The sequence below is a fragment of the Agromyces sp. SYSU T00194 genome, assembly GCF_040496035.1.
GTDB classification, from domain to species: domain Bacteria; phylum Actinomycetota; class Actinomycetes; order Actinomycetales; family Microbacteriaceae; genus Agromyces; species Agromyces chitinivorans.
The window spans coordinates 1,716,740-1,740,550 of sequence record NZ_JBEPJZ010000001.1; the positions used below are offsets into that span (position 1 = coordinate 1,716,740).

At 70.8% G+C, this 23,811-nt stretch carries 16 protein-coding genes; 7 read left to right on the forward strand and 9 right to left on the reverse strand.

Annotation, left to right across the window (positions count from 1 at the left end; translation table 11 throughout):
• Positions 1 to 8: 8 nt before the first annotated feature.
• On the reverse strand, positions 9 to 3,878 hold the full coding sequence (locus ABZK10_RS07930; RefSeq protein WP_353808642.1) for a polysaccharide lyase family 8 super-sandwich domain-containing protein: 3,870 nt from the start codon (positions 3,876 to 3,878) through the stop codon (positions 9 to 11).
• A gap of 281 nt (positions 3,879 to 4,159) precedes the next feature.
• Between ABZK10_RS07930 and ABZK10_RS07935 the strand changes: the two genes are divergently transcribed.
• Together ABZK10_RS07935 and ABZK10_RS07940 are read left to right on the forward strand one after the other, a co-directional pair.
• Positions 4,160 to 5,548, forward strand: coding sequence for a hypothetical protein (locus tag ABZK10_RS07935; RefSeq protein WP_353808643.1), 1,389 nt, complete (start codon positions 4,160 to 4,162; stop codon positions 5,546 to 5,548).
• A gap of 72 nt (positions 5,549 to 5,620) precedes the next feature.
• The gene (locus ABZK10_RS07940; protein ID WP_353808644.1) at positions 5,621 to 6,472 is read left to right on the forward strand and encodes a MurR/RpiR family transcriptional regulator; all 852 of its coding nucleotides are present in this window, start codon (positions 5,621 to 5,623) and stop codon (positions 6,470 to 6,472) included.
• 39 nt (positions 6,473 to 6,511) lie between these two features.
• Here the strand turns inward: ABZK10_RS07940 and ABZK10_RS07945 are convergent, their stop codons facing one another.
• Positions 6,512 to 7,540: a cation diffusion facilitator family transporter gene (locus ABZK10_RS07945; RefSeq protein WP_353808645.1), complete on the reverse strand. Its 1,029-nt coding sequence runs from the start codon at positions 7,538 to 7,540 to the stop codon at positions 6,512 to 6,514.
• A gap of 1 nt (position 7,541) precedes the next feature.
• Positions 7,542 to 7,910, reverse strand: coding sequence for an ArsR/SmtB family transcription factor (locus tag ABZK10_RS07950; RefSeq protein ID WP_353808646.1), 369 nt, complete (start codon positions 7,908 to 7,910; stop codon positions 7,542 to 7,544).
• A gap of 89 nt (positions 7,911 to 7,999) precedes the next feature.
• Here ABZK10_RS07950 and ABZK10_RS07955 point away from each other — a divergent pair, with 89 nt between their 5' ends.
• From ABZK10_RS07955 to ABZK10_RS07965, 3 genes are read left to right on the forward strand one after another with little or no spacing between them, the layout of a single operon-like run.
• On the forward strand, positions 8,000 to 9,085 hold the full coding sequence (locus ABZK10_RS07955; RefSeq protein WP_353808647.1) for an ABC transporter permease: 1,086 nt from the start codon (positions 8,000 to 8,002) through the stop codon (positions 9,083 to 9,085).
• Positions 9,082 to 10,923 (forward strand): ATP-binding cassette domain-containing protein, encoded by a 1,842-nt coding sequence (locus ABZK10_RS07960; RefSeq protein ID WP_353808648.1) that lies wholly within the window; start codon positions 9,082 to 9,084, stop codon positions 10,921 to 10,923. The genes ABZK10_RS07955 and ABZK10_RS07960 overlap by 4 nt, the downstream gene beginning before the upstream one ends.
• A gap of 29 nt (positions 10,924 to 10,952) precedes the next feature.
• Entirely contained in the window at positions 10,953 to 11,528 is a 576-nt protein-coding gene (locus ABZK10_RS07965) for a GNAT family N-acetyltransferase (protein ID WP_353808649.1), read from the forward strand.
• 40 nt (positions 11,529 to 11,568) lie between these two features.
• Here ABZK10_RS07965 and ABZK10_RS07970 read toward each other — a convergent pair whose 3' ends face one another.
• Together ABZK10_RS07970 and ABZK10_RS07975 are read right to left on the reverse strand one after the other, a co-directional pair.
• On the reverse strand, positions 11,569 to 13,992 hold the full coding sequence (locus ABZK10_RS07970; RefSeq protein WP_353808650.1) for a glycoside hydrolase family 2 protein: 2,424 nt from the start codon (positions 13,990 to 13,992) through the stop codon (positions 11,569 to 11,571).
• Between the two features lie 176 nt (positions 13,993 to 14,168).
• Positions 14,169 to 15,179 carry a LacI family DNA-binding transcriptional regulator gene (locus ABZK10_RS07975; RefSeq protein WP_353808651.1) on the reverse strand — a complete coding sequence of 337 codons (1,011 nt, stop codon included), beginning with the start codon at positions 15,177 to 15,179 and terminating at the stop codon, positions 14,169 to 14,171.
• Positions 15,180 to 15,421: 242 nt separating this feature from the next.
• On the opposite strand from ABZK10_RS07975, the gene ABZK10_RS07980 reads away from it, so the two are divergent.
• A complete protein-coding gene (locus tag ABZK10_RS07980; RefSeq protein ID WP_353808652.1) occupies positions 15,422 to 17,035 on the forward strand; it encodes an FAD-dependent oxidoreductase in 1,614 nt (537 codons plus the stop codon).
• A 67-nt stretch (positions 17,036 to 17,102) separates the two neighbouring features.
• Here the strand turns inward: ABZK10_RS07980 and ABZK10_RS07985 are convergent, their stop codons facing one another.
• From ABZK10_RS07985 to ABZK10_RS08000, 4 genes are read right to left on the reverse strand one after another with little or no spacing between them, the layout of a single operon-like run.
• Positions 17,103 to 18,095 carry an acetylxylan esterase gene (locus tag ABZK10_RS07985; protein ID WP_353808653.1) on the reverse strand — a complete coding sequence of 331 codons (993 nt, stop codon included), beginning with the start codon at positions 18,093 to 18,095 and terminating at the stop codon, positions 17,103 to 17,105.
• A gap of 17 nt (positions 18,096 to 18,112) precedes the next feature.
• Entirely contained in the window at positions 18,113 to 19,120 is a 1,008-nt protein-coding gene (locus tag ABZK10_RS07990) for a LacI family DNA-binding transcriptional regulator (protein WP_353808654.1), read from the reverse strand.
• Positions 19,117 to 20,568, reverse strand: coding sequence for a GH1 family beta-glucosidase (locus ABZK10_RS07995; RefSeq protein ID WP_353808655.1), 1,452 nt, complete (start codon positions 20,566 to 20,568; stop codon positions 19,117 to 19,119). The genes ABZK10_RS07990 and ABZK10_RS07995 overlap by 4 nt, the downstream gene beginning before the upstream one ends.
• Positions 20,568 to 22,253, reverse strand: coding sequence for an FAD-dependent oxidoreductase (locus ABZK10_RS08000; protein ID WP_353808656.1), 1,686 nt, complete (start codon positions 22,251 to 22,253; stop codon positions 20,568 to 20,570). Before ABZK10_RS08000 ends, ABZK10_RS07995 begins: the two co-directional genes overlap by 1 nt.
• Before the next feature lie 193 nt (positions 22,254 to 22,446).
• Between ABZK10_RS08000 and ABZK10_RS08005 the strand changes: the two genes are divergently transcribed.
• Entirely contained in the window at positions 22,447 to 23,730 is a 1,284-nt protein-coding gene (locus tag ABZK10_RS08005; RefSeq protein WP_353808657.1) for an ABC transporter substrate-binding protein, read from the forward strand.
• Positions 23,731 to 23,811: the final 81 nt, after the last annotated feature.

Below are 23,811 nucleotides of genomic sequence, written 5' to 3' on the forward strand. Positions count from 1 at the left end.
TTCCCTCGTCACTCGAGCCGCTCGAACAGCACGCCGTCCGCGATCACGAACCCGTCGGTTCCTTCGGTTCCCAGCGTCACGCCCTCGTCAGCGCTCCCCGTGAAGTCGAACACTCCGAGCACGTTCCACGCGCGACCGTCGTGCTTTTGGTCGACCAGGAGGGTCGACTGCCCACCCGCGTGACGGATGGTGACCGGGGCGTTCGTCGCCCGGTTCACGTCCGCGACCCATGCGAGCGAGACACGATACGTGCCCGCGTCGAGTGACGGGGCGAACCGGACGGACTTCTCGCCCTTCCCGGTGTTCCGGTCGTGCAGGTACCTGCCGCCCAGGAAGCCCGGATTCGCTCCCGCGATCCAGTCTCCGATCACGGTCACGGCGTCCGCATCGCCGTCGTCGACCGCGAGGACCGACAGCGGCGCCGCGGTACTCAACTGCTCGAACCTGACCCCGTCCGCGACGACGTAGCCGTCGGTGCCCGCGTTCGAGATCGTCACCGACTCGCCCGCCGCCCCCGTGAACGTGAACGTGCCGAGCTCGTTCCACACGCCGCCCCCCGACCGCTGGCTGACCACGAGCGTGTTGTCGATGCCGGCGTGCGAGACGGTCACGGGCACGGCGGTGGCGCGATTGGGGGCGGACACCCACGCGATCGAGACGCGGTAGCTTCCCGTCGGGAGGTCTGCGGGGAAGGTCACCGACTTGGTTCCCTTGTCCGCGTCCCCGTCGTGGCGGTAGTGCGCGCCGACCGTTCCCGCTGCGCCACCGAGCGGCCAGTCGCCCACGATCTGCACCCCGGGATCCTCCTCGTCGACGACCAGGTCGAGGAGCGGGTCGACCGACTCGAGCTGCCGGAAGCGCATGCCGTCGACGATGACGTAGCCGGACGTCCCTGCGTTCGACACCGTCACGCCCTCGCCGGCGGCGCCCGTGAACGTGAACGTGCCGAGGCTGTTCCAGCGCGACCCGTTCCGGGTCTGGTCGACGGAGACCGAGTCCTCGGCGCCGTCGTGCGCGATGGTCACGGGCACCGCGGTCGAGCGGTTCGCGTGCTGGATCCACGCCATCGAGACCTCGTACGTGCCCGGCGGCAGTTCCGGAGCGAACGTCACCGACTTGGCGCCCTTGCCCGCGTTGCCGTCGTGGAGGTACGTGCTCCCGACGAAGCCTGAGGCGCCGCCCACCGACCAGTCGCCCACCACGGTCACCGATGCGTCGTCCTGGTCGAGGATCGCGGAGAAGTAGGACGTCGCTGTGCCCTCGGCCGACCACGGGCCGGACCCGAGCCCGTTGAGCCCGGCGACCTGGTAGAAGTACGTGCGCCCGATCTCGACGTCGGGGATCTCGAACGAGTTCTCGGGTCCCAGCTCGACGGTGTGCGCGTACTCGCCGGCAGCGGTGCCGTATCGCACCACGTAGCTCGTGGCTCCCGGTGCAGGATCCCAGGACACCACGGCCGACGCGTCCTCGACCGAGGGATCGCGGAGGACGGGGGCGGGCGGCACGTCGCTCGGGGGCGTGAAGCTGAACTCGGCGTGCAGGGTCTCCCCGTGCTCGGGGTCGACCTCGAGCACGATGCGCGGCGCGAGCTGCGTCACGGTGACCCCGGGGTCGAGCGAGACGACCGATGCCGCGGCACGATCGATCTCGACCACGATCGGCTCTTCGGCGGCCTGCGACGGATCGCTGACCGAGACGTCGAGGCGCGATGGGGACTCCGCGGTCATCACCGCGCTCCGCGCCGAGCTGGTGATGCCCGCCACCGGCGCCGAGGTCGCGGTCCAGAACTGCGCGGCGGTCACGCCGAGTTCGTCGTCGCGGACCGCCTGGACGGTGGGGCCGTTGGCGAGGATGTCGATCCCGGGCTCGGCGGCGTACTCGGACAACTCCTCGTCGCTCGCTCCGGGCAGCAGCACGTACTCGTAGCCGGCGTCGTCCGGGTTGGCGCCGTGGTCGATCCAGAGCGTCGCGTAGTCCGCCGTGATCGCCTCGGTGGGCGTGCCCGCCCGCGAGTCGATGTCGCTCCAGGAGCCGGTGCGGGACTCGCGAAGCGCCTGCACGGTGGCCCCACCGGGGAAGTAGTACCCGATGTCGGACCGGGGCGACGCGCCCGTGAGGCGGGCGGTCGTCACGTCGGTCATCGTGGCAGACCAGTCCGTCGACGTCGGCACCGGCGTGCCGTCGAAGCTGAGCACCTGCGCTGATGCGTCCTCGAGCTTGCGGTTCTCGATGGTCGTCTCGATCGTCGCGCCGGAACTGCTGGTGATGCCGGCGCCCAGCGCCACGATCTCGTCGTCGAACGCGAACCAGGACTTCTTGCCGACCAGGCCGTCCGTCCGTCCGCCGATCTTCTGCGCTGACGTCCCGTATCGTCCGAGGATCTCAGTTCCGCCGGCTTCGCGTGAGCTCTTCCTCAGGCCGGAGCTGCTTCCGTTGGAGCGTGGCGTGGTGTCGATCGTGATGCCGGGCAGTCGGTAGGGGTCGACCGTCGGCCAGAAGTCGTCCGTGTACTGCCCCTGATCGCCGTTGTAGAGGTAGGTCATGCCCTCGCCGGTGTACCAGCCGTGCAGGTTCTCGCCGTTGATCGACTCGAAGGTCGCGATGCGGTCGGAGGACATCGCGAGGCCGAAGGTGTAGTTCGGCCGGATCTGCACGGCGCGGTCCATTCCGGCGAACTGGAAGTAGGCGTTCTCGGGTCGCCACGCATCTACCGATGGGTCATCGAGGATGGCGGTGGCGCGTGCCGCGCTCGCGAGGTCGGCGGTTTCGAAGTAGTCGTCGTAGTCGTCGTTCTCGATCCACGCGCGCACCATGCCGCGGAACTCGTCCGCATCCGCGGGCGGAGCGAAGTCGATCACATCGAGCAGCGCCGTGATCAGCGTGCGTCCGCGCAGGTGGTCGGTCGCGTACCACCGGGAGATCTCGCGGCCCCGGACCATGTCCATGACGAGCCCGTCGACCATGACGGGGGCGAAGGAATCGTGCACCCAGGCGGTGATGTTCGCGACGTCCGGATCGGTGACCGTCCACGGCGACCCGTCCAGCCATCCGACCAGATCGGAGAGCTCGAGGAGGACCGCCATGCCGTACCCGCCCGTGTACGCCAGATCCTCGTGCTGGAGGAACGAGCCATCCTCGTAGAATCCGTCGCGCTCGGTGACGTAGTCGAGCACGGGACTGATGCCCTCGCTCGCCTCTGCGAGGTCGTCCTGGTCCTCGAGCAGCGCGCCGCGCTGGGCGATGATCTGCGCGGCCCAGACCAGGTTGGCGCCCGTCAGGGTGCCGATCCGAGAGAACTTCTGCACCGGCTCCAGGTACTCGGCGATCTGCGCGGAGTTGAGTGCGGTGTCGAGGAGCACCATGGTGGCGAGGAGTTCGCGGGGCGAGCCGATCTCCCAGTCCCACCAATTGCCCTGGCGGGTGCTCGACCGGTTGTAGACGTGGTCCGACATCCACTGGAGCCCGTCGACGATGTCGGCCCGGAGTGCGGGATCCCCTGCGAGCTCGGACGAATCGGTCGCGTAGGCCAGAGCCATGTCCGCCAGTCGGGAGTAGCTGGCCGTCATCTGCGCCGACGCGGTCGTCACGGACGCGAGGTCGTCCCACAGCGCCGTGCGGCCCGCCGACGTGTCGAGCGTCTCCCACGCCGACTCGCCTTCGGCGTCGACGGTTTCCAGCGCGGTCGCGACGCGCGGGTCCGCGGGATCGACCCCGGCGCCGCCGGTGAGGCGGACCCGCCACTCGTCGCGGAGGTGGGCGTAGTCCTCGCTCCCGACCGCCTGCGGGGGATCGGCCGCCAGCGCCGAGGGTGGCGCGCCGAGTCCGCCGGCGAGTACGAGTGCAGTCGTGAGCCCGAGGGTCGTGATGATCCGGTACACCGTCGTCCGTCTTCCTGTCGGTGGGCATCGGCTGCGCTGCCGATGCGCCCGCGAGCGCTTCGAGTCGGGGGAGTCGGACTCCGCCGGGCCCGAACTTCGCCCGCTGGCATCTGCGACCATACCGAGTGAAGTGAACTTTCGCCACCGATTCGCGCGAATACGCTTCTTGATTTGCGGAAATAAGCGCCGAAACTTGGGGAACTCGTGAGCTGCAAATTACTTGCACTTGAGATCATCGATGGGTACCATCACGTCAAATAATCAGCGAAAGGCGCAGCTCGATGACCAGCACCGAACCCCTTCAGATCTCCGGCGTATTCCCCTCCCTGGCGCAGGTGGGTGACTTCGGCCCCCCGCGCACCGAGATCGGCATCGGCTCGCTGATGCCGTGGAACGGCGAGCTCTACGTGCAGAACTACAACTCGCACAAGACCGACGGCGCGGGCGTCAGCCTGCGACGCGTGCACCGCGACTTCACGATGGAGCTCGTCCCGGAGGCGATCGGCGTCGACGGCACGTACACGAACCGCTTCGTGCACTACGCGACCAGCAGCCTCGTCATCGGGCCGCACGTCATCACCGCGGACCACTCGCTCCGCACGGTTCCGGAGCTCGCGCCGCATCGGCTGTGCGGCACGGCCGCCCACCTCACCAAGCCCGACACGCACGTGTACGTGCTGACGATGGAGGGCGAGGTCTTCGAGCTCGACCTGCGGACCCTCGAGTGCGTGCAGCTGTGGGACCTGAACCACGAGCTCGCCACCGAGGGCGAGCTCAAGGTGCATTACAAGGACTGCTACTCGGCATTCGGCCGCCTCGTGGTGTGCTCGAACGAGTACGGCGAAGACGACTGGGCCGGCCGTCAGGCCCGCGGGCGGCTCGCCGAGTTCGACGGGGAGTCGTGGCGGGTGCTGGAACGCAAGCCGTTCACGGCGATCGCCGGCCGCAGCGAGTTCGGCGGGACCATCTTCGCCTCCGGCTGGGACCAGGCGTCGGCGATCCTCGAGGTCTACACCGAGGCCGACGACACCTGGACGCGGTACCGGCTCCCCAAGGCATCCCACACGTTCGACCACAAGTGGCAGACGGAGTGGCCGCGGATCCGCGAGGTCGAGCACGAGCGATTCATGATGGATCACCACGGGATGTTCTACGAGCTGTCGCCGTGGGCGTACGGCGGGAGGATCTGGGGCGTCCGTCCGATCTCGACGCACCTGTGGGTGCTGGGGGACTTCTGCTCCTGGCAGGGACTGTTCGTCGCGGGCGCTGACAACGCGTCCCCGAGCGCGGGTCAGAACGTCACGACGGCGGAACCGCAGTCCGGCATGTGGTTCGGGAAGACCGACGACCTCTGGGGCTTCGGGAAGCCGACGGGCTGGGGCGGTCCGTGGTGGGAAGCAGACGTGATCGCCGGCGAGCCGTCGGACCCCTACCTCATGACCGGCTTCGACCAGAAGTGCCTCCACGTCGAGAACTTCGGTGGGCAGGATGCCGTCGTCACGGTGGAGATCGACTTCCACGGTCATGGGCGGTTCGCCGCCGCAGTCGAACTGGAGGTTCCGGCCGGCCGGGTCGCCACCCACGTCTTCCCGTCCGGATTCAGTGCGCACTGGGTTCGTCTGGTCAGCGATGTCGACGGCACGCTCAGCGGCCAGTTCATGTACACCTGAGGCACCTGAGCCGGGCCCGAGCCCGGCCGCAGCGGGTGGTTTCTCTCTAGATTGGGTGAGGTGGGATCCGACATGACGCACGACGAGGCCGTGGTCGCGCTCCAGACCGAGCGCGGGGCCCTTGCCGCCCTCCGCGACCTGCTTCCGTCCCTGACGCAGGCGCGGCGCCGCGTCGCGGAGGTGGTGCTCGCCGACCCGTGGGCGGCGGGCGACGCGACCATCACCGCGCTCGCGACCAGCGCGGGGACCGATGCCGCCACCGTGACTCGCCTCGCCGTGAGCATGGGCTACCCGGGCTTCCCCGCGTTGCGCGCCGCCGTCGCTCGCGACGCCGGACGTGGCGAGCAGGCCGCCTGGTCGGACGACATCGGAAGCGAGATCGGAGAAGACGACCCGCCCGCACGCGTCCTCGAGGTGCTCGCGCGGGACCGCTACCAGGCGCTCCGCAACACCCGGGCGCTGCTCGACGTGGACGCGGTCCAACGACTGGCGACCGCCGTGGTCGACGCGACCCACGTGCGGATCTACGGCGAGTGGGGAGACGGCGTCGTCGCCCGGGAACTCCACCAGCGACTCATCCGATCCGGCGTGTCGTCCTGGCACCTCGAGGGGGCGAAGTCCGCCGAGGCCGCCGTGCTCGCGACCGGTGCGGGGGACGTCGCGCTCGTCGTCTCCCGCACCGGCGACGATCCGGCGGCCGTGCACTTCCTCGCGGCGTCCGGGACCAGGGGGGCGGTGACCGCCTGCCTGACCGGGGCGCCCGCGAGCGAGCTCGCCCGCGCAGCCGACATCGGGGTGTTCACCGGCACGGAGGCCGGGCCGTACTGGACCGACTACGCGGGCGGCCGGGAGTCGGACTCCCTCACCGCTAGCCTCCTCTGGGTGCTGGTGATGCAGCACCGGACGTTTCCGGGCACCGGCTGAGGCGAGGCCTCCGTCACTGGCGGCGGTCGATGCTCGCCCTCAGGCGAGCGTCCCGGCGACGGGGACCACCCGGACCTGCACGGCGTCGAGGTGGGGAAGATGGGCGCGGAGCTCGCCCTCGGCCTCGGCGACGAGGAGTTCCGCGTCGGCCAGTGGGCGGTCGGTCGTCTCGACGACCGCGTCGCCCTGCAGCCGGTGGCCGACCCAGCGGAGGCGCACCTGCCGCACGCCCGTGATGCCGTCGACGTGGTGCAGCGCGTGCTCGGCGCGGTCGACCAGGTCGGGGTCGATGCGGTCCATGAGGCGCGCGCCGACGCTGCGGACGGTGCCCCAGAGGAGCACGAGGATCGCCGCCGAGATCGCCAGCCCCACGATCGGGTCGGCGAGCGGGAAGCCGAGCAGTACGCCGATGCCGCCGAGCACCACCGCGAGCGACGTGAAGCCGTCGGTGCGTGCGTGCACGCCGTCGGCGACGAGCGCGGCGGAGCCGATGCGGCGGCCCACGCGGATGCGGTAGACGGCGACCGCCTCGTTGCCCGCGAAGCCGATCACGCCGGCGGCGATGACCCAGCCGAGGTGGTCGATCGGACGGGGGTCGACCAGTCGGTCGATCGACTGCCACGCGGCGACGACCGCGGAGAGGGCCACGACCAGCACGATGAAGAGGCCCGCGAGGTCTTCGGCGCGGCCGTAGCCGTACGGCTGCCGGCGGGTCGCCATGCGCCGGCCGAGCACGAACGCGATCCAGAGCGGCACCGCGGTGAGGGCGTCGGCGAAATTGTGCACGGTGTCGGCCAGCAGGGCGACGGAGCCGCTGATCACGACCACGACGAGCTGCAGCACGGTCGTCGCCAGCAGCAGCAGGAGGCTGATCTTCACGGCGCGGATGCCCCGGTCGGACGCCTCGAGCGCGTCGTCGACCGAGTCGGCGGCGTCGTGGGTGTGCGGCACGAAGATCTCGCGCAGGGCGCCGCGGATGCCGCCGTGATGGTGATGGTCGTGGTCGTGGTCGTGGTCGTGGTCGTGGTCGTGGTCGTGCGGGTGCGAGTGCTCGTGGGTGCGGGTCATGTCAGGCCCCCGCGCGGTGGTGCCGCGGCGTGCCGCCGAGGGCGTGCTCCGCCTGGTGGATGGCGTCGGTGACCAGCAGCGCGGCATGTTCGTCGACCAGCCGGTAGTAGACCCGCGTGCCCTCGTGCCGCGTCGTGACCATGCGGGCCAGGCGCAGCTTCGCGAGGTGCTGCGAGACGGCGGCGGGCGATTTGTCGGCGAGCTCCGCGAGCGCGTTGACGGGCAGTTCGCCGTGCTCGCGCAGCGCGAGGATGAGGCGCACGCGCGTGGCATCCGCCAGCATCGCGAACACCTCGACGGCCAGTTCGACGTACTCGCCGTCGAGCGTGCGCTGGCTCGGGGCATCCGTCACCTGCATATCTGCATTCATACGCAGATACTTTCAGATCCCCGGCACGATCGCCATGCCAGGTCGGACGACTCTGGCGCACCCGGGGCATCCGGGTGAAGACTGAGCGCATGCGCGCCGTCTTCCTCAAGGAGTTCCAGGAACTGCGGCGTGATCGCCGCACGCTCGGGATGCTCGTCGTCATGCCGCTGCTGCTGCTCGTCATCTTCGGCTACGCGGCAAACTTCACCGTGGACGAGTTCGACACGGTCATCGTCGGCAGCGACGCCGAGCAGATCGAGACGCTCATCGACGACAACGCCGAACTCGCCGACCACCTGAACGTCGTCGACGTCGACGCCTCGGGTGACGCCACGGACGCCGAGGACGCGCTGCGCGACGGCGTGGCCGACGTGGCGATCGACGTCGACATGGCGGCGGGCACCGCCGAGGTGTACCTCGACGGATCGAACCTGTTCGCGGCGCAGTCGGCGCTCGTGCTGTTCTCGCAGCTGCAGCAGCAGCTCGCGCAGAACCCGCAGGCGCCCGCGCTCAGCACCGAGGTGCTCTTCAACCCCGACCTGAAGACCTCGTGGGTCATGATCCCGGCGATCATCGGCCTCATCCTGACCTTCATCGGCACGATCATCACGAGCATCGGGCTCGTGCGCGAACGCGAGGCCGGCACGCTCGAGCAGCTCGCGGTCATGCCGCTGAAGGCGTCGTCGGTGATCCTCGGCAAGATCATGCCGTACTTCCTGCTCGCGTCCTTCGACATGGTGCTCATCGCCGTGCTCGGCATCTGGCTCTTCGGCGTGCCGTTCGTCGGCAGCGTCTGGATCTTCATCCTCGGCGCGGCCCTGTTCCTGTTCGCCGTGCTCGGCATCGGCGTGCTCATCTCGTCGGTGTCGCAGACCTCGGGCCAGGCGATCCAGCTCGCCATGATGACGCTGCTGCCGCAGATCCTGCTGTCGGGCATGATCTTCCCGCTCGACGCGATGGCCGCGGGCGTGCGCTGGATCGGCTACCTGCTGCCGCTGACCTACTTCACGATGATCTCGCAGGGCGTCATGCTGCGTGGGGCGCCGATCGACGCGCTCTGGGTGCCGCTCACCGTGCTCGCGGTCATGGCGGTCGTGATCTTCGGGCTCGCCGTGGTGCGGCTGCGGCGGAGCATCTCGCCGGCGAAGCCGCCGAAGGCGAAGGCGTCGAAGTGAACGCCGGGCTCGCGGGTGTCCGCGTGGCGTTCGGCCACGAGGTCGCGCTCGACGACGTCTCGATCGACGTGCCGTCGGGGGAGGTCACCGCGGTGGTCGGCGGCGACGGCGCGGGCAAGTCGACGCTGCTGCGGGTGCTCGCCGGGCGCGTGCGGGCGCACGCGGGCGAGGTGCGCACCCTCGACCAGGCCGACATCGGCTACCAGCCGGCCACCTCGGGCGTGTGGGGCAACCTGAGCGTCGTCGAGAACCTCGAGTTCGTCGGCGGCTCGTACGGCATGTCGTCGAAGGCGATCCGGTCGCGGGGCGACGAACTGCTCGAGCGGGCCGGGCTCGCCGGTGCGCGGAGACGACTCGGCTCCCAGCTCTCCGGCGGCATGCGTCAGAAGCTCGGATTCGTCCTCGCGATCCTGCACGAGCCGCAGCTGGTGCTGCTCGACGAGCCGTCGACGGGCGTCGACCCCGTCTCTCGCGTGGAGCTCTGGCGCCTGATCTCGGCCGCCGCCGCGGGCGACACGGGCGTGCTGATGGCCACGACCTACCTCGACGAGGCGCAGCGCGCGGCATCCGTCACCGCCCTCGACCGCGGCGTCGTGATCGCCGCCGGGCTGCCCGACGACATCATCGCGGCGGTGCCCGGGCGCATCGGCGTGCTCTCCGACGGCCTCGCACCCGACGGATCCTGGCGACGCGGCGTCGAGCGTCACGCCTGGCTGGCGCCGGGGCGTGCGGCGGATGCTCCCACCGACGTGCGCTGGGTCGCGCACCCCGACCTGGAGGACGCGCTCATCGCGCTCACCCTCGCGCGTCGCGCGGCCGAGGCCGACGCCGGCACGGTCGAGACGGGCGATGCGCACGGTGCGGCGGTCACCGGGCCGGCGCGCCACCACCGGCATCGGGCGCCGGCGCGCACGCACGCCCGCGGGCACGACGGGCGCGGCCCCGCCGCATCCGGCCACCCCGGCGACGCCGGCACCGGCGCCGTGCCGCCCGGCACCGTCGTCGCGGAGGGTCGATCGGTGACCCGGCGCTTCGGCGGCCAGGTCGCGGTCGACGACGTGAGCCTCGACGTGCGCGCGGGGGAGGTCGTCGGGCTGATCGGGGCGAACGGCGCCGGGAAGACCACGTTCCTGCGCGCGCTCATCGGCCTGGACCGCCCCGACGACGGGGAGGCGCTGCTGTTCGGAGCGCCGCCCGACCCGGCGTCGCGCCGGAGGCTCGGCTACCTGCCGCAGGGCCTCGGGCTGTACCGCACGATCAGCGCCCTGCAGAACGCGGAGTTCTTCGCCCGGGCCTACGACACCCCCGAGGCCGTGCTGCCCGAGTCGCTGGCCGGCGTCTCGCGCGAGGCGGTGAACGCCATCGGGCTCGGCCGTCAGCGCCAGCTCGCGTTCGCGCTCGCGCTGTCGCACGACCCCGAGCTGCTCGTGCTCGACGAGCCGACCTCGGGCGTCGACCCCCTCTCGCGGGCGCGGCTGTGGGACATCATCCACGCGCAGGCCGACGCCGGGCGCGGCGTGCTCGTGACCACGCACTACCTGCAGGAGGCCGAGCAGTGCACGCGACTCGCGCTCATGTCGCAGGGGCGCCTGCTCGGCATGGGGTCGGTCGACGACCTCACCGCCGGGGTCGAGGCCGTGCTCGTGCGCTCGCCGCGGTGGCAGGACGCCTTCGCCGCGCTCGGCGAGGCCGGCCTGCCGACGATGCTGTCGGGGCGCGCGGTGCGCGTCGCCGGCGTCGAGGCCGATCGCGTGCGCGCGGCGCTCGGCGGCATCGACGCGGAGGTCGCCCAGGTGCCGCCGACGCTCGAGGAGGCGATGGTGCTGCTCGAGACCTGAGGCGCCCACCGCGCGGATAGGGTTGCCGCGTGACCATCGAGATCCGACGGGCGGGGCGTGCGGATGCCGCGAGCCTCGCCGCGCTCGCCGCCGAGACGTTCCCGCTGGCGTGCCCGCCGCACACGACGCGGGCGGCGATCGACGCGTTCATCGCCGAGCACTTCACCCCCGCGCGGTTCGCGGAGTACCTCGCCGACGACCGCCGGGTGCTGCTGGTCGCGGACGACGTCGCGGACGCACCCGCCGGGGACCCGCTCGCGCCCCGCGTATTCCCGGTCGGGTATGCGATGCTCGTCGCCGGCGAACCCGCCGACGACGACGTACGCGCGGTCGTGACCGCTCGCCCGACGATCGAGCTCAGCAAGTTCTACACGCGCCGCACGGTGCACGGCGGCGGCGTCGCCGGGCCGCTCATGGCCGCGACGCTCGACGCGGCGGAGGCGTCGGGCGCCCGGACGGTCTGGCTCGGCGTCAACGAGGAGAACGCTCGGGCCATCGGCTTCTACGGCAAGCACGGGTTCGCGCGCGTCGGCACGAAGCGGTTCCGCGTGGGCGACCGGCTGGAGCACGACTACGTGCTGGAGCGGGGGCTCGGCGGCGCGTGACGCCGTGGGCGGGCGGTCGGGGACCCGAGAACCCGGCGGATCAGTTCGCCGCCCGATCGATCGTCCCGACCAGGTCGCTCGTGCTCCGGAGCGCGCTGCTCGCGACCACGTCGTCCGCCGTCGGCCGGGCACACGTCGTCACGAGGAACGTGTGGCTCTCCCCGGGCAACAGCGTGACCATTCCCGAGTCCACTCGCGCCCCGGGATCGAACCGGTCGGCCAGGCAGCAGAGGTCCAGCAGGACGGACCGGGCGAGTACGACGATCGCGATGCCGTCGTCGAGTTCCGCCACGCCGACCTCGAAGCTCGGTGCGGCCAGCGGGAGCCGGTTCGGCTCGACATCCGGGCGGACGCGGCGCAGCTCATCGGCGGTCGCGATCACCAGGCCGTCCCCCGTCGGGTCCGTGCGGAAGGCCGACGGCAGTGCGTGCCGCCGCGTCGACCTCGGTGGCACGACGACGAGGATGCGGTCGCGAGCCTGCAGGGTGCCGGTCGCGCTCACGCGCCGCAGCGACCACTCGGACTCCCAGGTGGAGTCCGTGTCGTTGGAGACGACGAGTTCCGCATCGGTGAGGATTCCCGTGCGGTCGGCGAACGCGTCCCGTACCGAGAACCACGCCGGCTTGCGCACGCCCGCGGCATCGACGAGGGACCAGGAGACGGCGGGCCAGACGTCGTTGAGCTGCCAGACGATGAGCCCCGTCGAGCGCGGCTCGCGGCCCTGGAAGTGATCCATGCCGAAGCGCAGCCCGCGCGCCTGGTTGAGCTGCGTGGTCCAGACCCAGTCGTCGAACCCGCGGGGCTCGGGCAGGTGCGCGGCGTACGAGGCCTCCAGCTTGCGGACGCCGTCGATGCCCTTCTGGCGCCGCCGCAGCTGCCCGGTGCGCGGGTGGTCCAGGGAGCCGTCGGCGATCGCCGACCGGAGCGTCGAGGCGGACGCTGCGGACTGGAGGCCGAACTCCGACACGAAGCGCGCGGGGAGCTTCGCGTAGGCGGTGTAGTCGTCGCGGTTCCAGACGTCCCAAGCGTGCGTCAGGGCGTCCCTCGGGTCGTTCTGGTCGGCCGAGATGCGCGAGAACGGGCTGCTCGGGATGTACACGCGTTCGGGATCCATCCGGGCGAGGGTGCCGGGGATCATCGTGTCGTAGTACTCGCGTCCCCACGTCCGGTCCCCGAGCTCGGAGGCCCAGCCCCATTCGGTGACGCCCCACAGGTTCTCGTTGCTGCCGTTCCAGACGGCCAGCGAGGGGTGCGAGGCCAGTCGGTCGACCGCGTCGGCGATCTCGGAAGCGACCTCGGAGCGCAGCGGCTCCTCCTCGGGGTAGGCCGCGCACGAGAACATGAAGTCCTGCCAGACGAGCAGCCCCTCCGCGTCGCACCGGTCGTAGAACGCATCGGACTCGTAGACGCCCCCGCCCCAGACGCGCACGGTGTTGGCGTTCAGGTCGATCGCATCCCCGAGGCGCCGCCGATACCGTTCTGAGGTCGTCTCGGAGGGGAACAGGCTCTCCGGGATCCAGTTCACCCCGCGCGTCGTCATCGGCTCCCCGTTCACGACCACCGAGAAGGGGACGCCCTCCGCGTCCGGCGTGGAGTCGATCGCGATCGTCCGGAACCCGATGCGCTGCCGTCGGATGTCGCCGCCCGTGCGCACCTCGAGGTCGTACCGCGGCTGCTCGCCCATGCCCCGCGGCCACCACAGTTCCGGTGACGGCACACGCAGTTCGAGTTCGCCCGACCGACCGATCTCCGCCACCGCGTCGACGACCGAGCCCCATCCGGCGATGGTGCACTCGACGTGCGACGCCTCGCCCGGGCGTTCGTGCTCCAGGTCGACCCGCACCAGGGCGCGCCCGCTCGCGCCCGCGTGGGCGCGTACGGCCGCGATGCGGACGTCGCTCCAGGACTCGAGGCGGACCTCGCGCCAGATCCCGGCGGTGATCGCCTCGGGCCCCCAGTCCCAGCCGAAGTTGCATGCCGCCTTTCGGATGAAGGCGAACGGATGCGGGTACAGCATCGGCAACGGGCCCAGCCGCCGCGCCTCTGCCCGGGCGTGGTCCAGCGCGGGGAGGAACTCGACCGCCAAGGTGTTCGTCCCCTGCACGAGCGCGTCGGCGACATCGAGGCGGTACGACCGATGCTGGTTGGCGGTTCGGGCGAGGAGGCGACCGTTGAGCGAGACCCGCGCGATCGTGTCCAGGCCGTCGAACACGAGGTCGTGGCGTCGATGGTCGTCGCGCCGCCACTCGAAGTCGAGCTCGTACGTCCAGGACGAGCGGCCGATCCAGGCCAGGCCCACCTCGTTGTCGCCGTCGCGCACGTCGGGCACGAGTCCGTGCCGCAGCAGGTCGGTGTGGACCACGCCGGGGACCGTGGCGTCGACGACGCGCCCCTCGAGGTACCCGGGTACCGGCCCGCCGCTCGCCCGGAGCGTCCAACCGTCGTCGAGGCGTCGCGTTCGCATCGCCGTCGTCGCGCCCGGCCGGCGGACCGCACTTCGGTGTGATGTCATCCTCATCCCTTCCTGGGGCGAAGGGCCCGCGAAAGGCGGGCCCCGCCGGCCGCCGCGTCGCAGTGCGCACGCACCGGTCGGGATGAGCGTACCGATGCACTCGAAAATTCTCTAGAGAATTTTCGAAGTCACCGTGACGGAGCGGCGGTCGAGGCGCGCACGATGAGCCGGGTCGCGAGTTCCGTCCGAGGCGGCACGGTGTCCCTGTCGCCGGAGAGGAGTGCGAGCACCTGCTGCACCGCCTGCGACCCCATCAGGAAGATCGGCTGGTGGACGGTCGTCAGGGGCGGCGAGGACATCTGCGCGACGATCAGGTCGTCGAATCCGATCACGGAGAGCTGGTCCGGCACGCGGACGCCCACGCGTCGCGCCGCCTCCACGACACCGAGTGCCTGGAAGTCGCTGGCCGCGATGATGCCCGTCGGGGGCTCCGGGAGCGCGAGCAGGCGCGACCCGAGCTCGATCCCGGAGTCGAACGTGAAGTCCTGGTCGAGGTGGTACTCCGGGTCGAGGTCGACGCCGGCCGCGCGGATCGCCGCCTCGAAGCCCGAGATCCGCGCCTGGCCGGCGAGGATGTCCGGGAGGCCTCCGAGCAGCGCGATGCGACGGTGGCCGAGTTCGAGCAGGTGCTGGGTGGCCGTGTAGGCGCCCGACCAGTTCGTCGAGCCGATGCTCACCAGCTTGTCGTCCGGCTGGTCGACGGGATCCACGGCGACCAGCTCGATCCCGCGATCCGCGAGCATCGCGCGATGCTCGCGGTCCAGGCGCGACGTCACGGCGAGGAGCCCGTTCGTGCCGGCCGCGGCGAGTTCGTCCACCCACCGAGCCGTCGGGCGTGGCTCCGGGTACGGGGCGATCATCAGGCGGGCCCCGGCGGCAGCGCTGGTCTCCATCGCACCGCGGATGACCTCGAGGGTGAACGGGGAGTGCATGTCGCGGGCGATCAGCGTGATCACGGTCGACAGGGAACGGCGCTTCCGCGTCGAGACGTAGCCGTTCTCGTCCAGTACCCGCTGCACGCGTTCGCGCGTGGCGTCCGAGACATCCGCCCCGCCGTTGGCGACCTTGGACACCGTGGAGATCGAGACGCCCGCGATGGTCGCGACGTCCGCCAGTGAGAGGCGCTTCGCTCGTGGCATCCGTGCCCACCTCGCATTTCCTGGATCGGGTGCGGCGGTCCGCACGTTTTCCCGGGAGATTTTCGGAGCCAGTATAGGGTGCGGGGTCCCGCGCATTGCGGGCAGCTCAGCGCCCCGTCCCTGGGCGTCGCGACGAGCGATGGTGTCTGGGTTCCGTTTGGGGACTCGACGTGCGTCTTGCAATTCTCGAAAATTCTGTGAGAATTTCCACGAACTTTGCGAATCGAGGACGAGGAGCCGCCATGGCCGAGAACGACATCCGAGCCGACCTGGTCGTCGTGGGGGGCGGACTCGGTGGCATCGCCGCCGCGCTGGCCGCGCTCGAGCTCGGCCTTCGAGTGGTGATGACCGCGCCGGGCGAGTGGCTCGGCGGGCAGCTCACCGCCCAGGGCGTCCCGCCGGACGAGCCGAGGTGGATCGAGGAGATCGCCCCCACCTCCAGCTATGCGCGGATGCGCGAGCTGACCCGGCGCGCCTATCTCGAGGACTACCCCCTGGCCGCGGACGTGCGTGCGGCCGCCCACCTCAACCCCGGCGCGGCCCGCGTCTCCCGCATCTGCGCGGAGCCGCGCGTGTCGGCGCAGGTGATCGAGCGGATGCTCTCACCCCACCTGGCGGACGGGACGCTCACCGTGCTCCGCCACCGCGTGCCGGTCGCGGTCGACCGAGCGGGCGACACGCTCACCGCGGTCACCGTCCGCGACACACGGGACGGACGCGAGACGTGTCTGCCCGGCCGGTACTTCGCCGATGCCACGGAGTTGGGCGACCTGCTGCCCCTGGCGGAGGTCGCGCACGTGATCGGCGCGGAAGCCCGTGGCGAGACCGGGGAGCTGCACGCACCGGAGATCGCCGATCCCCTCGACCAGCAGGCCGTCACCTGGTGTGCAGCACTCGAGTTCGACCCCGACGGCGAGCACGTCATCGATCGGCCGGCCGGGTACGAGGCCTGGAGGACGCGCCGGGCGCCGTTCTGGCCGGGTCCCCAGCTGTCGTGGCGCGCGTTGAACGTGCGAACGCTCGACCCGGTCGACATGCCGCTGTTCCCGACCCCCGGGAGCGAGCTCGATCTGTGGCAGGACACCGACCTGTGGCGATACCGGCGCGTGCTCGCGTCGGAGTCGTTCGACCGCGGATGGCGGGGAAACGAGGTCACCATCGTGAACTGGCCGCACAACGACTACTGGGATGAGCCATTGCTCGACGCCCACGGCACCTACGACGACGCTGCGGCCGAGCGCGCCCGCGGACTGACGCTCGCCCTGGTGCACTGGATGCAGACGGAGGCGCCGAGGCACGACGGGGGCGTCGGGTACCCGGAACTGCGGCTCCGCGGCGACGTCCTCGGCACCGACGACGGATTGGCGCAGGAACCCTACATCCGCGAGTCCCGCCGCATCCGGGCGCTCTTCACGGTGACCGAGGAGCACATCGGCGAGGAGATGCGCGGCGGCGGCGCGGGCGCCGCGGTGTTCGCCGATACCGTGGGCATCGGCTCGTATCGCATCGACCTGCACCCGAGCACGGCGGGTCGCAGCTACGTCGACATCGGATGCTTCCCGTTCCAGATCCCCCTCGGAGCCCTGCTCCCCGCCGACACGGGCAACCTGCTCGCAGCGAACAAGAACATCGGCACCACCCACATCAGCAACGGCGCCTACCGGCTGCACCCGGTCGAATGGTCGATCGGCGTCGCCGTCGGCGCCGTCGCGGCGCTCTGCATCGCCGAGCGACGTCTCCCGCGCGACCTCCTCGCGGATGAGGCGCTCCTCGAGACGCTGCAGCAGCAGGTACTGGCGCGCCGGCTGGGGGTCGAGCTGGAGTGGCCGGAGCGGCTGCGGGCGCTCGACGGCTAGCGCGGGCCGTGCGCGGTGCGCGGCCCGCGGGCTTCCGTCTGCTCGGGCCCGCGCGTCGCGCCGCGGCTCATGCGGCGGATGCGCCTGCGCGAGCGTCGGTCGCGAAGACCTCGTGGAGTCGTCGAACCGCGCGCGCGGTCGAGTCGGGTCCGCCGCCCTCGTGACCGTTGAAGGGCCACACGTCGATCTCCTTCGGCCCCGCGTATGCGTTGAACGCTCCGAAGACCGTGGAGGGCTTGCAGGTGGCATCCATGAGCGCCGCGGAGAACCAGGCGGGAACCGTCGCGCGCCGCGCGAAGTTGACCCCGTCGAAGTAGGCCAGTGTGCGCAGCGTCGCTTCGACCCGGTCGCGATGGGTGCGCAGGTATCTCACCACCTCGTGGTACGGGTCGGTGTCGTGGATCGTCAGTGCGCGTGGGAAGTCGCACAGGAACGGTACGAGCGGGACCGCCGCGACGAGGCCGTCCGACAGCGCCGCGGCGGCGAGCGTGATGCCGCCGCCCTGACTCCCGCCGAAGGCGGCGATGCGGTGCGGGTCGATCGCCTCGATCGCGCGTGCCGCATCGATCGCCCGCACCGCGTCGGTGTAGACGCGCCGGTAGTAGAACGTCTCCGGCGACTCGATGCCGCGCGTCAGGAATCCCGGGACCTGCGGGCCGGCCGTGCCGGAGTCGGGAGTCGCTCCCGGTGACCAGGCCGCGCCCTGGCCGCGGGTGTCCATGTGCAGGTGCGCGAACCCGGCGGCGGCCCAGAGCAGGCCCTCGGTCGGACGCCCGCGACCACCGCCGTAGCCGACGAACTCGACCACCGCCGGGAGTGGACCCGGCCGGTCGTGGGGGAGGCGCAGCCACGCCTTCACCCGTTCGCCACCGAAGCCGGGGAACGTGACGTCGAACACGTCCACCAGGCGCAGTCCCGTATCGACCGGCTCCAACTCGACCGTGCCGCCGGCAGCGCGGGACTCGGCGATGGTGTCCGACCAGAACGCGTCGAAGTCGTCGGGATCGATCTGGGAGCTGCGATAGTCGCGGAGCTCGAGCTCCGGGAGGTCGAGGTGCATGCGGGCCCTTCCGCCGGTCAGTCCGTCGGCGGCGCCGTCGAGCCGCGTTCGATCAACGTGGTCGCCAGTTCCGTGTGGTGGGAGCGGGGATCGCGGCGTTCGATGAGGTCGAGCGCCATGCCGATCGCGGCGACGCCCATCTGCTCGAGCGGCTGGCGCACCGAGGTCAGGGGCGGCGAGGTCATCGAGGCGACCGCGAGGTCGTCGAAGCCCACGATGCTGACGTCCTCGGGCACCCGGGCACCCTCCAGCCGTGCGGCCTCGATGGCGCCCATCGCCTGCTCGTCGCTGCCCGCGACGATCGCGGTCGGGCGCGGCGTGCATCGCAGCACCGTGCGCGCCTGCTCCAGCCCCGACTCGAACGTGAAGTGGCCAGGGACCACCAGGTCGGCGTCGATGCGCAGGCCGGCGGCCTCGAGCGCCTCGCGGTAGCCGGACAACCTCGCGCGCGAGATCATCGAGTCGTCGTCCCCGCAGAGCATGGCGATGCGCCGGTGTCCGAGGCCGATGAGGTGCTGCGCGGCCGTGAGGCCACCCGCCCAGTTCGTGGCGCCGATGCTGTAGGCGCCGAGGTTCGGTGCGTCCTTCGGGTTGACCACGACGAGCTGGATGCCCTGCGATTCGAGTCGCTGCTGCTGCTCGGAGTCGAGCACCGAGTGGATCGCGATCACCGCGCTCGTGGTCCGCGGGGTGAACTGGTCGATCCACCCCTCGTCGGGCTCGTCGTCGCCGTGCTGCACCAGTGCGATGCGGGCGCCTCGCTGCTGGGCCTCGGCGAGTGCGCCGCGCATGATCTCCGCCGTGCTCGGGATCGTCATGGAGCGCACGAGCAGGGTGATCGTGGGGGTCGTCGAGCGCTTGCGCTTGGAGACGTACTGCTGCCCCTTGAGGATCTCGGTCACGCGGGCACGAGTGTCCTCCCCGACGTCGGCACTCCCGTTGGCGACCTTCGACACCGTGGAGATCGACACGCCCGCGAGCGCGGCCACGTCGGCCAGGCTCGGCCCCTTCGCCGAACTGCTCATGCGACACCCCTCTCGTCGGCGACTCCGCCGACGTCCCCATGCAGGCGCTTGGTCCGCGCGAATGCGGAGTACCAGTCGAAGCTGCGCTTCGCGATCCGCGCCAGCGAACCATCCTCCACACGCATGATGCCAAACTTCGGCACGAATCCGTGGCCCCACTCGAAGTTGTCGATCCATGTCCACAGGTAGAACCCTCGAACGTCGACCCCATCGCGCAGGCAGTCGTGGATCGCGGTCAGGTGCGCGCCGATGTGATCGATGCGGTCCGCGTCGTCGACGGTCCCGTCCGGGCGCACGACATCGTCGAAGGCGGCGCCGTTCTCGGTCACGGCGAGCGGCAGGTCGGGGAACTCCGCCGACAGGCCGCGCAGGATGCCCGCGAGCGCCTCCGGTGCGATGTTCCATCCCATCGCCGTGTACGGGGGATCCTGCGGGAGGAACTCGACGTCCTCCGCGCCGACCCAGGGCGATGCTCCCGGCATGTGGCCGTCGGCCGTCGACCGCTCCGTCACGCCGTCCCACAGGCGGACGCGGAGCGTCGAGTAGTAGTTGACGCCGAGGAAGTCCAGCGGCTGCCGGATCTGGTCGAGGTCCCCGTCACGGACGAACGACCAGTCGGTGAGCTCGGTCGTGCGTTCACGGAGCCCGGCCGGATACGCGCCGCGGAGCATCGGACCGAGGAAGGACTGGTTGGCCGTGTCGTCGATGCGCTGCTCGGCCGTGCCGGCGTCGTCGCCCACCCCTCGCGGCACCTGGATGTTGAGCGCGACGCCGAGCTGCGCCCCGTCATGGGCGTGCGGTCGCAGGGCCTGCATCCCGAGCCCGTGCGCCAGGTTCAGGTGGTGCGCGGCGCGGAGCGCCGCGACCGGGTCGGTCCGGCCGGGCGCCATGACCCCGGAGGCGTGTCCCAGGAATGCCGCGCACCAGGGCTCGTTGAGGGTCATCCAGGTGTCCACCCGGTCGCCGAGTGCGCGCCCGACGAGATCGGCGTACTCGCCGAAGCGGAACGCGGTCTCGCGGCTCGTCCAGCCGCCCTCGTACTCGAGCGCCTGCGGCAGATCCCAGTGGTACAGGGTGAGGGCGGGGCGGATGCCACGTGCGAGCAGTCCGTCGACCAGGCGCTCGTAGAAGTCCAGGCCGGCCCGGTTCGCGCGACCTGCTCCCGTCGGGAGGACGCGCGACCACGACACCGAGAACCGGTAGGCGTCGACGCCGAGCCTGGCGAGGTCGTCCAGGTCGGACTCGAGCCGATGGTAGTGGTCGATCGCGACGTCCCCCGTGGACCCGTCACGGATGCGTCCGGGCGTGTGCGAGAACGTGTCCCAGATGCTCGGGCCCCGTCCGTCGTCCCGGGCACCGCCCTCGATCTGGTACGCGGCGGTCGCCACCCCCACCGTGAAGTCGTCGGGGAACACGAGCGCGGGCGCCGCGGCCGGGCGCGTACCCATCAGCTGGCCACCGCGGGCACGCCCGCCTCGTCGTTCGCGGACCAGAGCATTCCCTCCGGCCAGCGCAACTGCACCCCGCGGCGCGTGAGGTGCCGCTGGAAGTCTGCGGTGCGGTCGGTCGAGTCGAGCACGGCGTGCGGTTCGGTCGATTCGGCGATCGCGTACGCGGCGAGGCTGCCCGCCGCCTCGCCGATGCTCCATTCGACCGGGTGCAACCGGTAGCACCCGTTCGTGATCTGGGTCGTGCCGATGTTCTTGCACGCCGGCAGCAGGTTCCGGACCCGCCGGGGGATGAGCGAGCCGAGCGGAATCTCGAACGGGTGCGGCACGTCGCCGTTCCAGATCGTGCCCGCCGTGCTCGGGTGGCGATCGATCCAGTAGTAGTGGCCGGTCCCGACGGTGTCGTCGTAGCGTCGTGCGCCGCGATCTCCGCGAAGCGTCAACGACACGTCCTGCTCGACGATCGTGCGACGTGCGAGGATGCGGCGCGACTCGCGGACGTAGGGCATCATGGCGAACCCGTCCTCGGTGCCGGCGATGTCGGCGCGCAGGCGGAGGCCGGGCCATCCGGTCCCCCCGTCGGGCCGGGGCGCCTCGGTCTGGAGCCAGTACAGCAGGGATGCGGACAGGGCCTTCGCGCCCCGCCAGTGGTCCGCGGCGTCGTCGACCCCGAAGAGGGGGCCGCCGACGTAGTCGTTCATGGGCCAGTTCACCACCGTGATGTCGCTGGGGATGAAGCCGGGGCGGAACTGCCGGCGCGCGGCGATCCGCCGGTACGTCCAGAGGTCGGGCGTGCGGCCGATGTGACGGTGATCGAGGTCGATCGCGAACGGGTCGTCGTCGGGATTGACGTTCAGGTGATGGAGCTTGCGCGCCGACCCGTCCTCGTTGATGCCCGCCCGGAAATCGAGCATCGGCAGGCCGCGGCGGTGCACCGGCGACCAGTCGCGGATGCCCTCGTAGCCGTCGGGCCGGTCGATCGTGAAGTCCGCCCCATCGATGTGGTCGATCGCGAAGCACCACGTCACGCTCTGCATGTCGGTCGGGTCGGCCGTCTCAGCCGCGCTCGGTTCACCGGTGTCCGCCTGCGCCTCGCGTCCGCTCACGTGCTCGACGTCGGCGAGCACCAGCAGGTCGCCCAACTCGGTCGCGTCGAGGAAGTACCGGCCGCGGAGGACGCTCTCGTCGCCGGTCCGGGTGGAGCGGACCGTCACCGCGCGGACCTCGTCACCCTCGGTCTCGGCCGAGACCGGCTCGTGCTCCATGAGTACCGTGAGCGCGCCAGAGTTGCGGTAGGGCAGCAGGGCGCCCTCGATCACATGAACGGCCACGCGCGGGTCCACGGACACCGGCGAGACCCAGGCGGCGCCGGGATTGAGGTTCGGGTCGGCGGCCGCCTCCGCGGTGAGCGGGTAGTTCCGACGGTAGAAGTCCCGAAGCTCCGACCGGAAGTCGCGGTAGCTGCGGTTGGCCCCCGTCGTCTCGATGAAGAAGTGGTCGTCGGTGGGCACGAGCTGACTGGTCAGCTGGCCGCCGAGCCATCGCGTCGGCTCGGTCATCACGACGGACCGACCTTCGTCGAGCGCGGCCAACGCGGCGGACACTCCGCCGAAGCCTCCTCCGACGATGACGATATCGGTGTGCAACTCTCTCATTCCTGCGGGACTCTCTTCCTCGAGACACATGCGACCCAGATTGCTGATCTGCGACCACCCTAGCGCGGGTTCGCGAAAACTAGGCAATCCATTTTCGAGAAAGATATTGCTATTCCCGCGAATCACGCTACTGTTCTCAATGGTCGGGCCGTGTGAGGATCGAACAGCGACGACAGCCTCGCGGCCGCAGACCACCGCAGAAGAGTCAGTCCGAAGGAGCACTGTGAATAAGAAACTGATCGCGCTGGCCGTATCGGCCGGCACCGTCGCCGCCCTGGCGGGATGCTCGTCAGGGACCGCGTCCGAATCCTCGGGTCCGGTCGACCTCACGATGGCCATCTGGTCCGCCAACGAGGGCCACCTGGCCCTGTTCGACAGCATCGCCGACGAGTACGTGGCTGCGCACCCCGACGAGGTGGCCTCGGTGACGTTCGAGACCCTCAGCAGCCCGTTCCTCACCACGCTCACCACGCAGATCGCGGGCGGATCCACGCCCGACATGGCGTGGATCCCCGAGTCGAGCGGCAAGGAGTTCGTCGAGAGCGGCGTGCTCTACAACCTCAGCCCGACGCTCGAGGAGGCCGAAGGCTACGACGTCGACGACATCATCCCCGCGTCGCTCGAGCGATGGAGCGACAGCGCCGGTGACGTCTACGGGTACCCGTTCTCCAACAGCCCGTTCGGCATCTACGTCAATCGTGGCCTCGTCGAGGCTGCGGGCGAAGACCAGCCGGCCGACCTCGTGGCGTCGGGCGAGTGGACCTGGGACGTGGCCGCCGAGATCGCCGCCGCCGCGTCGGCCGAGGCCGGTGACTCGGTCGGGCCGATCACCTGGAGTGCGCCTCCCGAGCGCGTCTGGGACAACCTGGTCGCGGTCTGGGCCACCTACGCTGCGGAGCCCTGGAGTGCGGACGGGACCAGTTGCGAGTTCACCTCGCCGGAGATGACCGACGCGCTCACCTGGTTCAATGAGGCCATGTTCGACCAGGACGCCTTCGTCAAGCCCGGTGAGGCATTCGACTTCAACTCGGGCAGCGCCGCGATGATGATCGCCCAGCTGAGCTCGTCCGGGTCGATCGACGAGTCCATCGACTGGGACTTCCTCCCTCTTCCCGCAGGCCCGGAGGGTGCGCAGCCCGTGGTCGGGCAGGCCGGCATCGGTGTCGTCGCCAAGAGCGACAACCCCGATGCCGCCGCGGACTTCCTCGCCTTCTTCACCAACCCGGAGAACTCGGCCAAGCTGGCGCAGTTCTTCCCGCCGCCCCGCGAGTCGCTCCTGACGGTCGAGACCATCCAGGAGGCCGCCCCGGCGCTGTCCGCGGAGGACATCCAGCGCACCATCATCGACGCGGTCCCGGACGCGATCATCAAGCCGACGAGCGTGCACTACAGCCAGATCTCGCCGATGATCCAGACGGCATTCGACGGCCTCTGGCAGCCCGACGCGGACGTGGCCGGCGTGACGCAGGGCATCTGCGACCAGATCTCGCCGATCATCGGCGGCTGAGCGGAGCATATGTCCGTCTCGACCGCGCCGCGCGCCACGGGGGCCGCCCCCCGTGGCGCGCGGCCACCCGGATTCCGCTCC

Excerpts from the sequence above, each read along its gene's own strand:
- ABZK10_RS07950 (WP_353808646.1), bottom strand. The coding sequence starts at position 7,910 with ATGAATGCAGATATGCAGGTGACGGATGCCCCGAGCCAGCGCACGCTC.
- ABZK10_RS07955 (WP_353808647.1), top strand. The coding sequence starts at position 8,000 with ATGCGCGCCGTCTTCCTCAAGGAGTTCCAGGAACTGCGGCGTGATCGC.
- ABZK10_RS07975 (WP_353808651.1), bottom strand. The coding sequence starts at position 15,179 with ATGCCACGAGCGAAGCGCCTCTCACTGGCGGACGTCGCGACCATCGCG.
- ABZK10_RS07935 (WP_353808643.1), top strand. The coding sequence starts at position 4,160 with ATGACCAGCACCGAACCCCTTCAGATCTCCGGCGTATTCCCCTCCCTG.
- ABZK10_RS07970 (WP_353808650.1), bottom strand. The coding sequence starts at position 13,992 with ATGCGAACGCGACGCCTCGACGACGGTTGGACGCTCCGGGCGAGCGGC.
- ABZK10_RS08000 (WP_353808656.1), bottom strand. The coding sequence starts at position 22,253 with ATGTGTCTCGAGGAAGAGAGTCCCGCAGGAATGAGAGAGTTGCACACC.
- ABZK10_RS07945 (WP_353808645.1), bottom strand. The coding sequence starts at position 7,540 with ATGACCCGCACCCACGAGCACTCGCACCCGCACGACCACGACCACGAC.
- ABZK10_RS07985 (WP_353808653.1), bottom strand. The coding sequence starts at position 18,095 with ATGCACCTCGACCTCCCGGAGCTCGAGCTCCGCGACTATCGCAGCTCC.
- ABZK10_RS07980 (WP_353808652.1), top strand. The coding sequence starts at position 15,422 with ATGGCCGAGAACGACATCCGAGCCGACCTGGTCGTCGTGGGGGGCGGA.
- ABZK10_RS07995 (WP_353808655.1), bottom strand. The coding sequence starts at position 20,568 with ATGGGTACGCGCCCGGCCGCGGCGCCCGCGCTCGTGTTCCCCGACGAC.
- ABZK10_RS07940 (WP_353808644.1), top strand. The coding sequence starts at position 5,621 with ATGACGCACGACGAGGCCGTGGTCGCGCTCCAGACCGAGCGCGGGGCC.
- ABZK10_RS07990 (WP_353808654.1), bottom strand. The coding sequence starts at position 19,120 with ATGAGCAGTTCGGCGAAGGGGCCGAGCCTGGCCGACGTGGCCGCGCTC.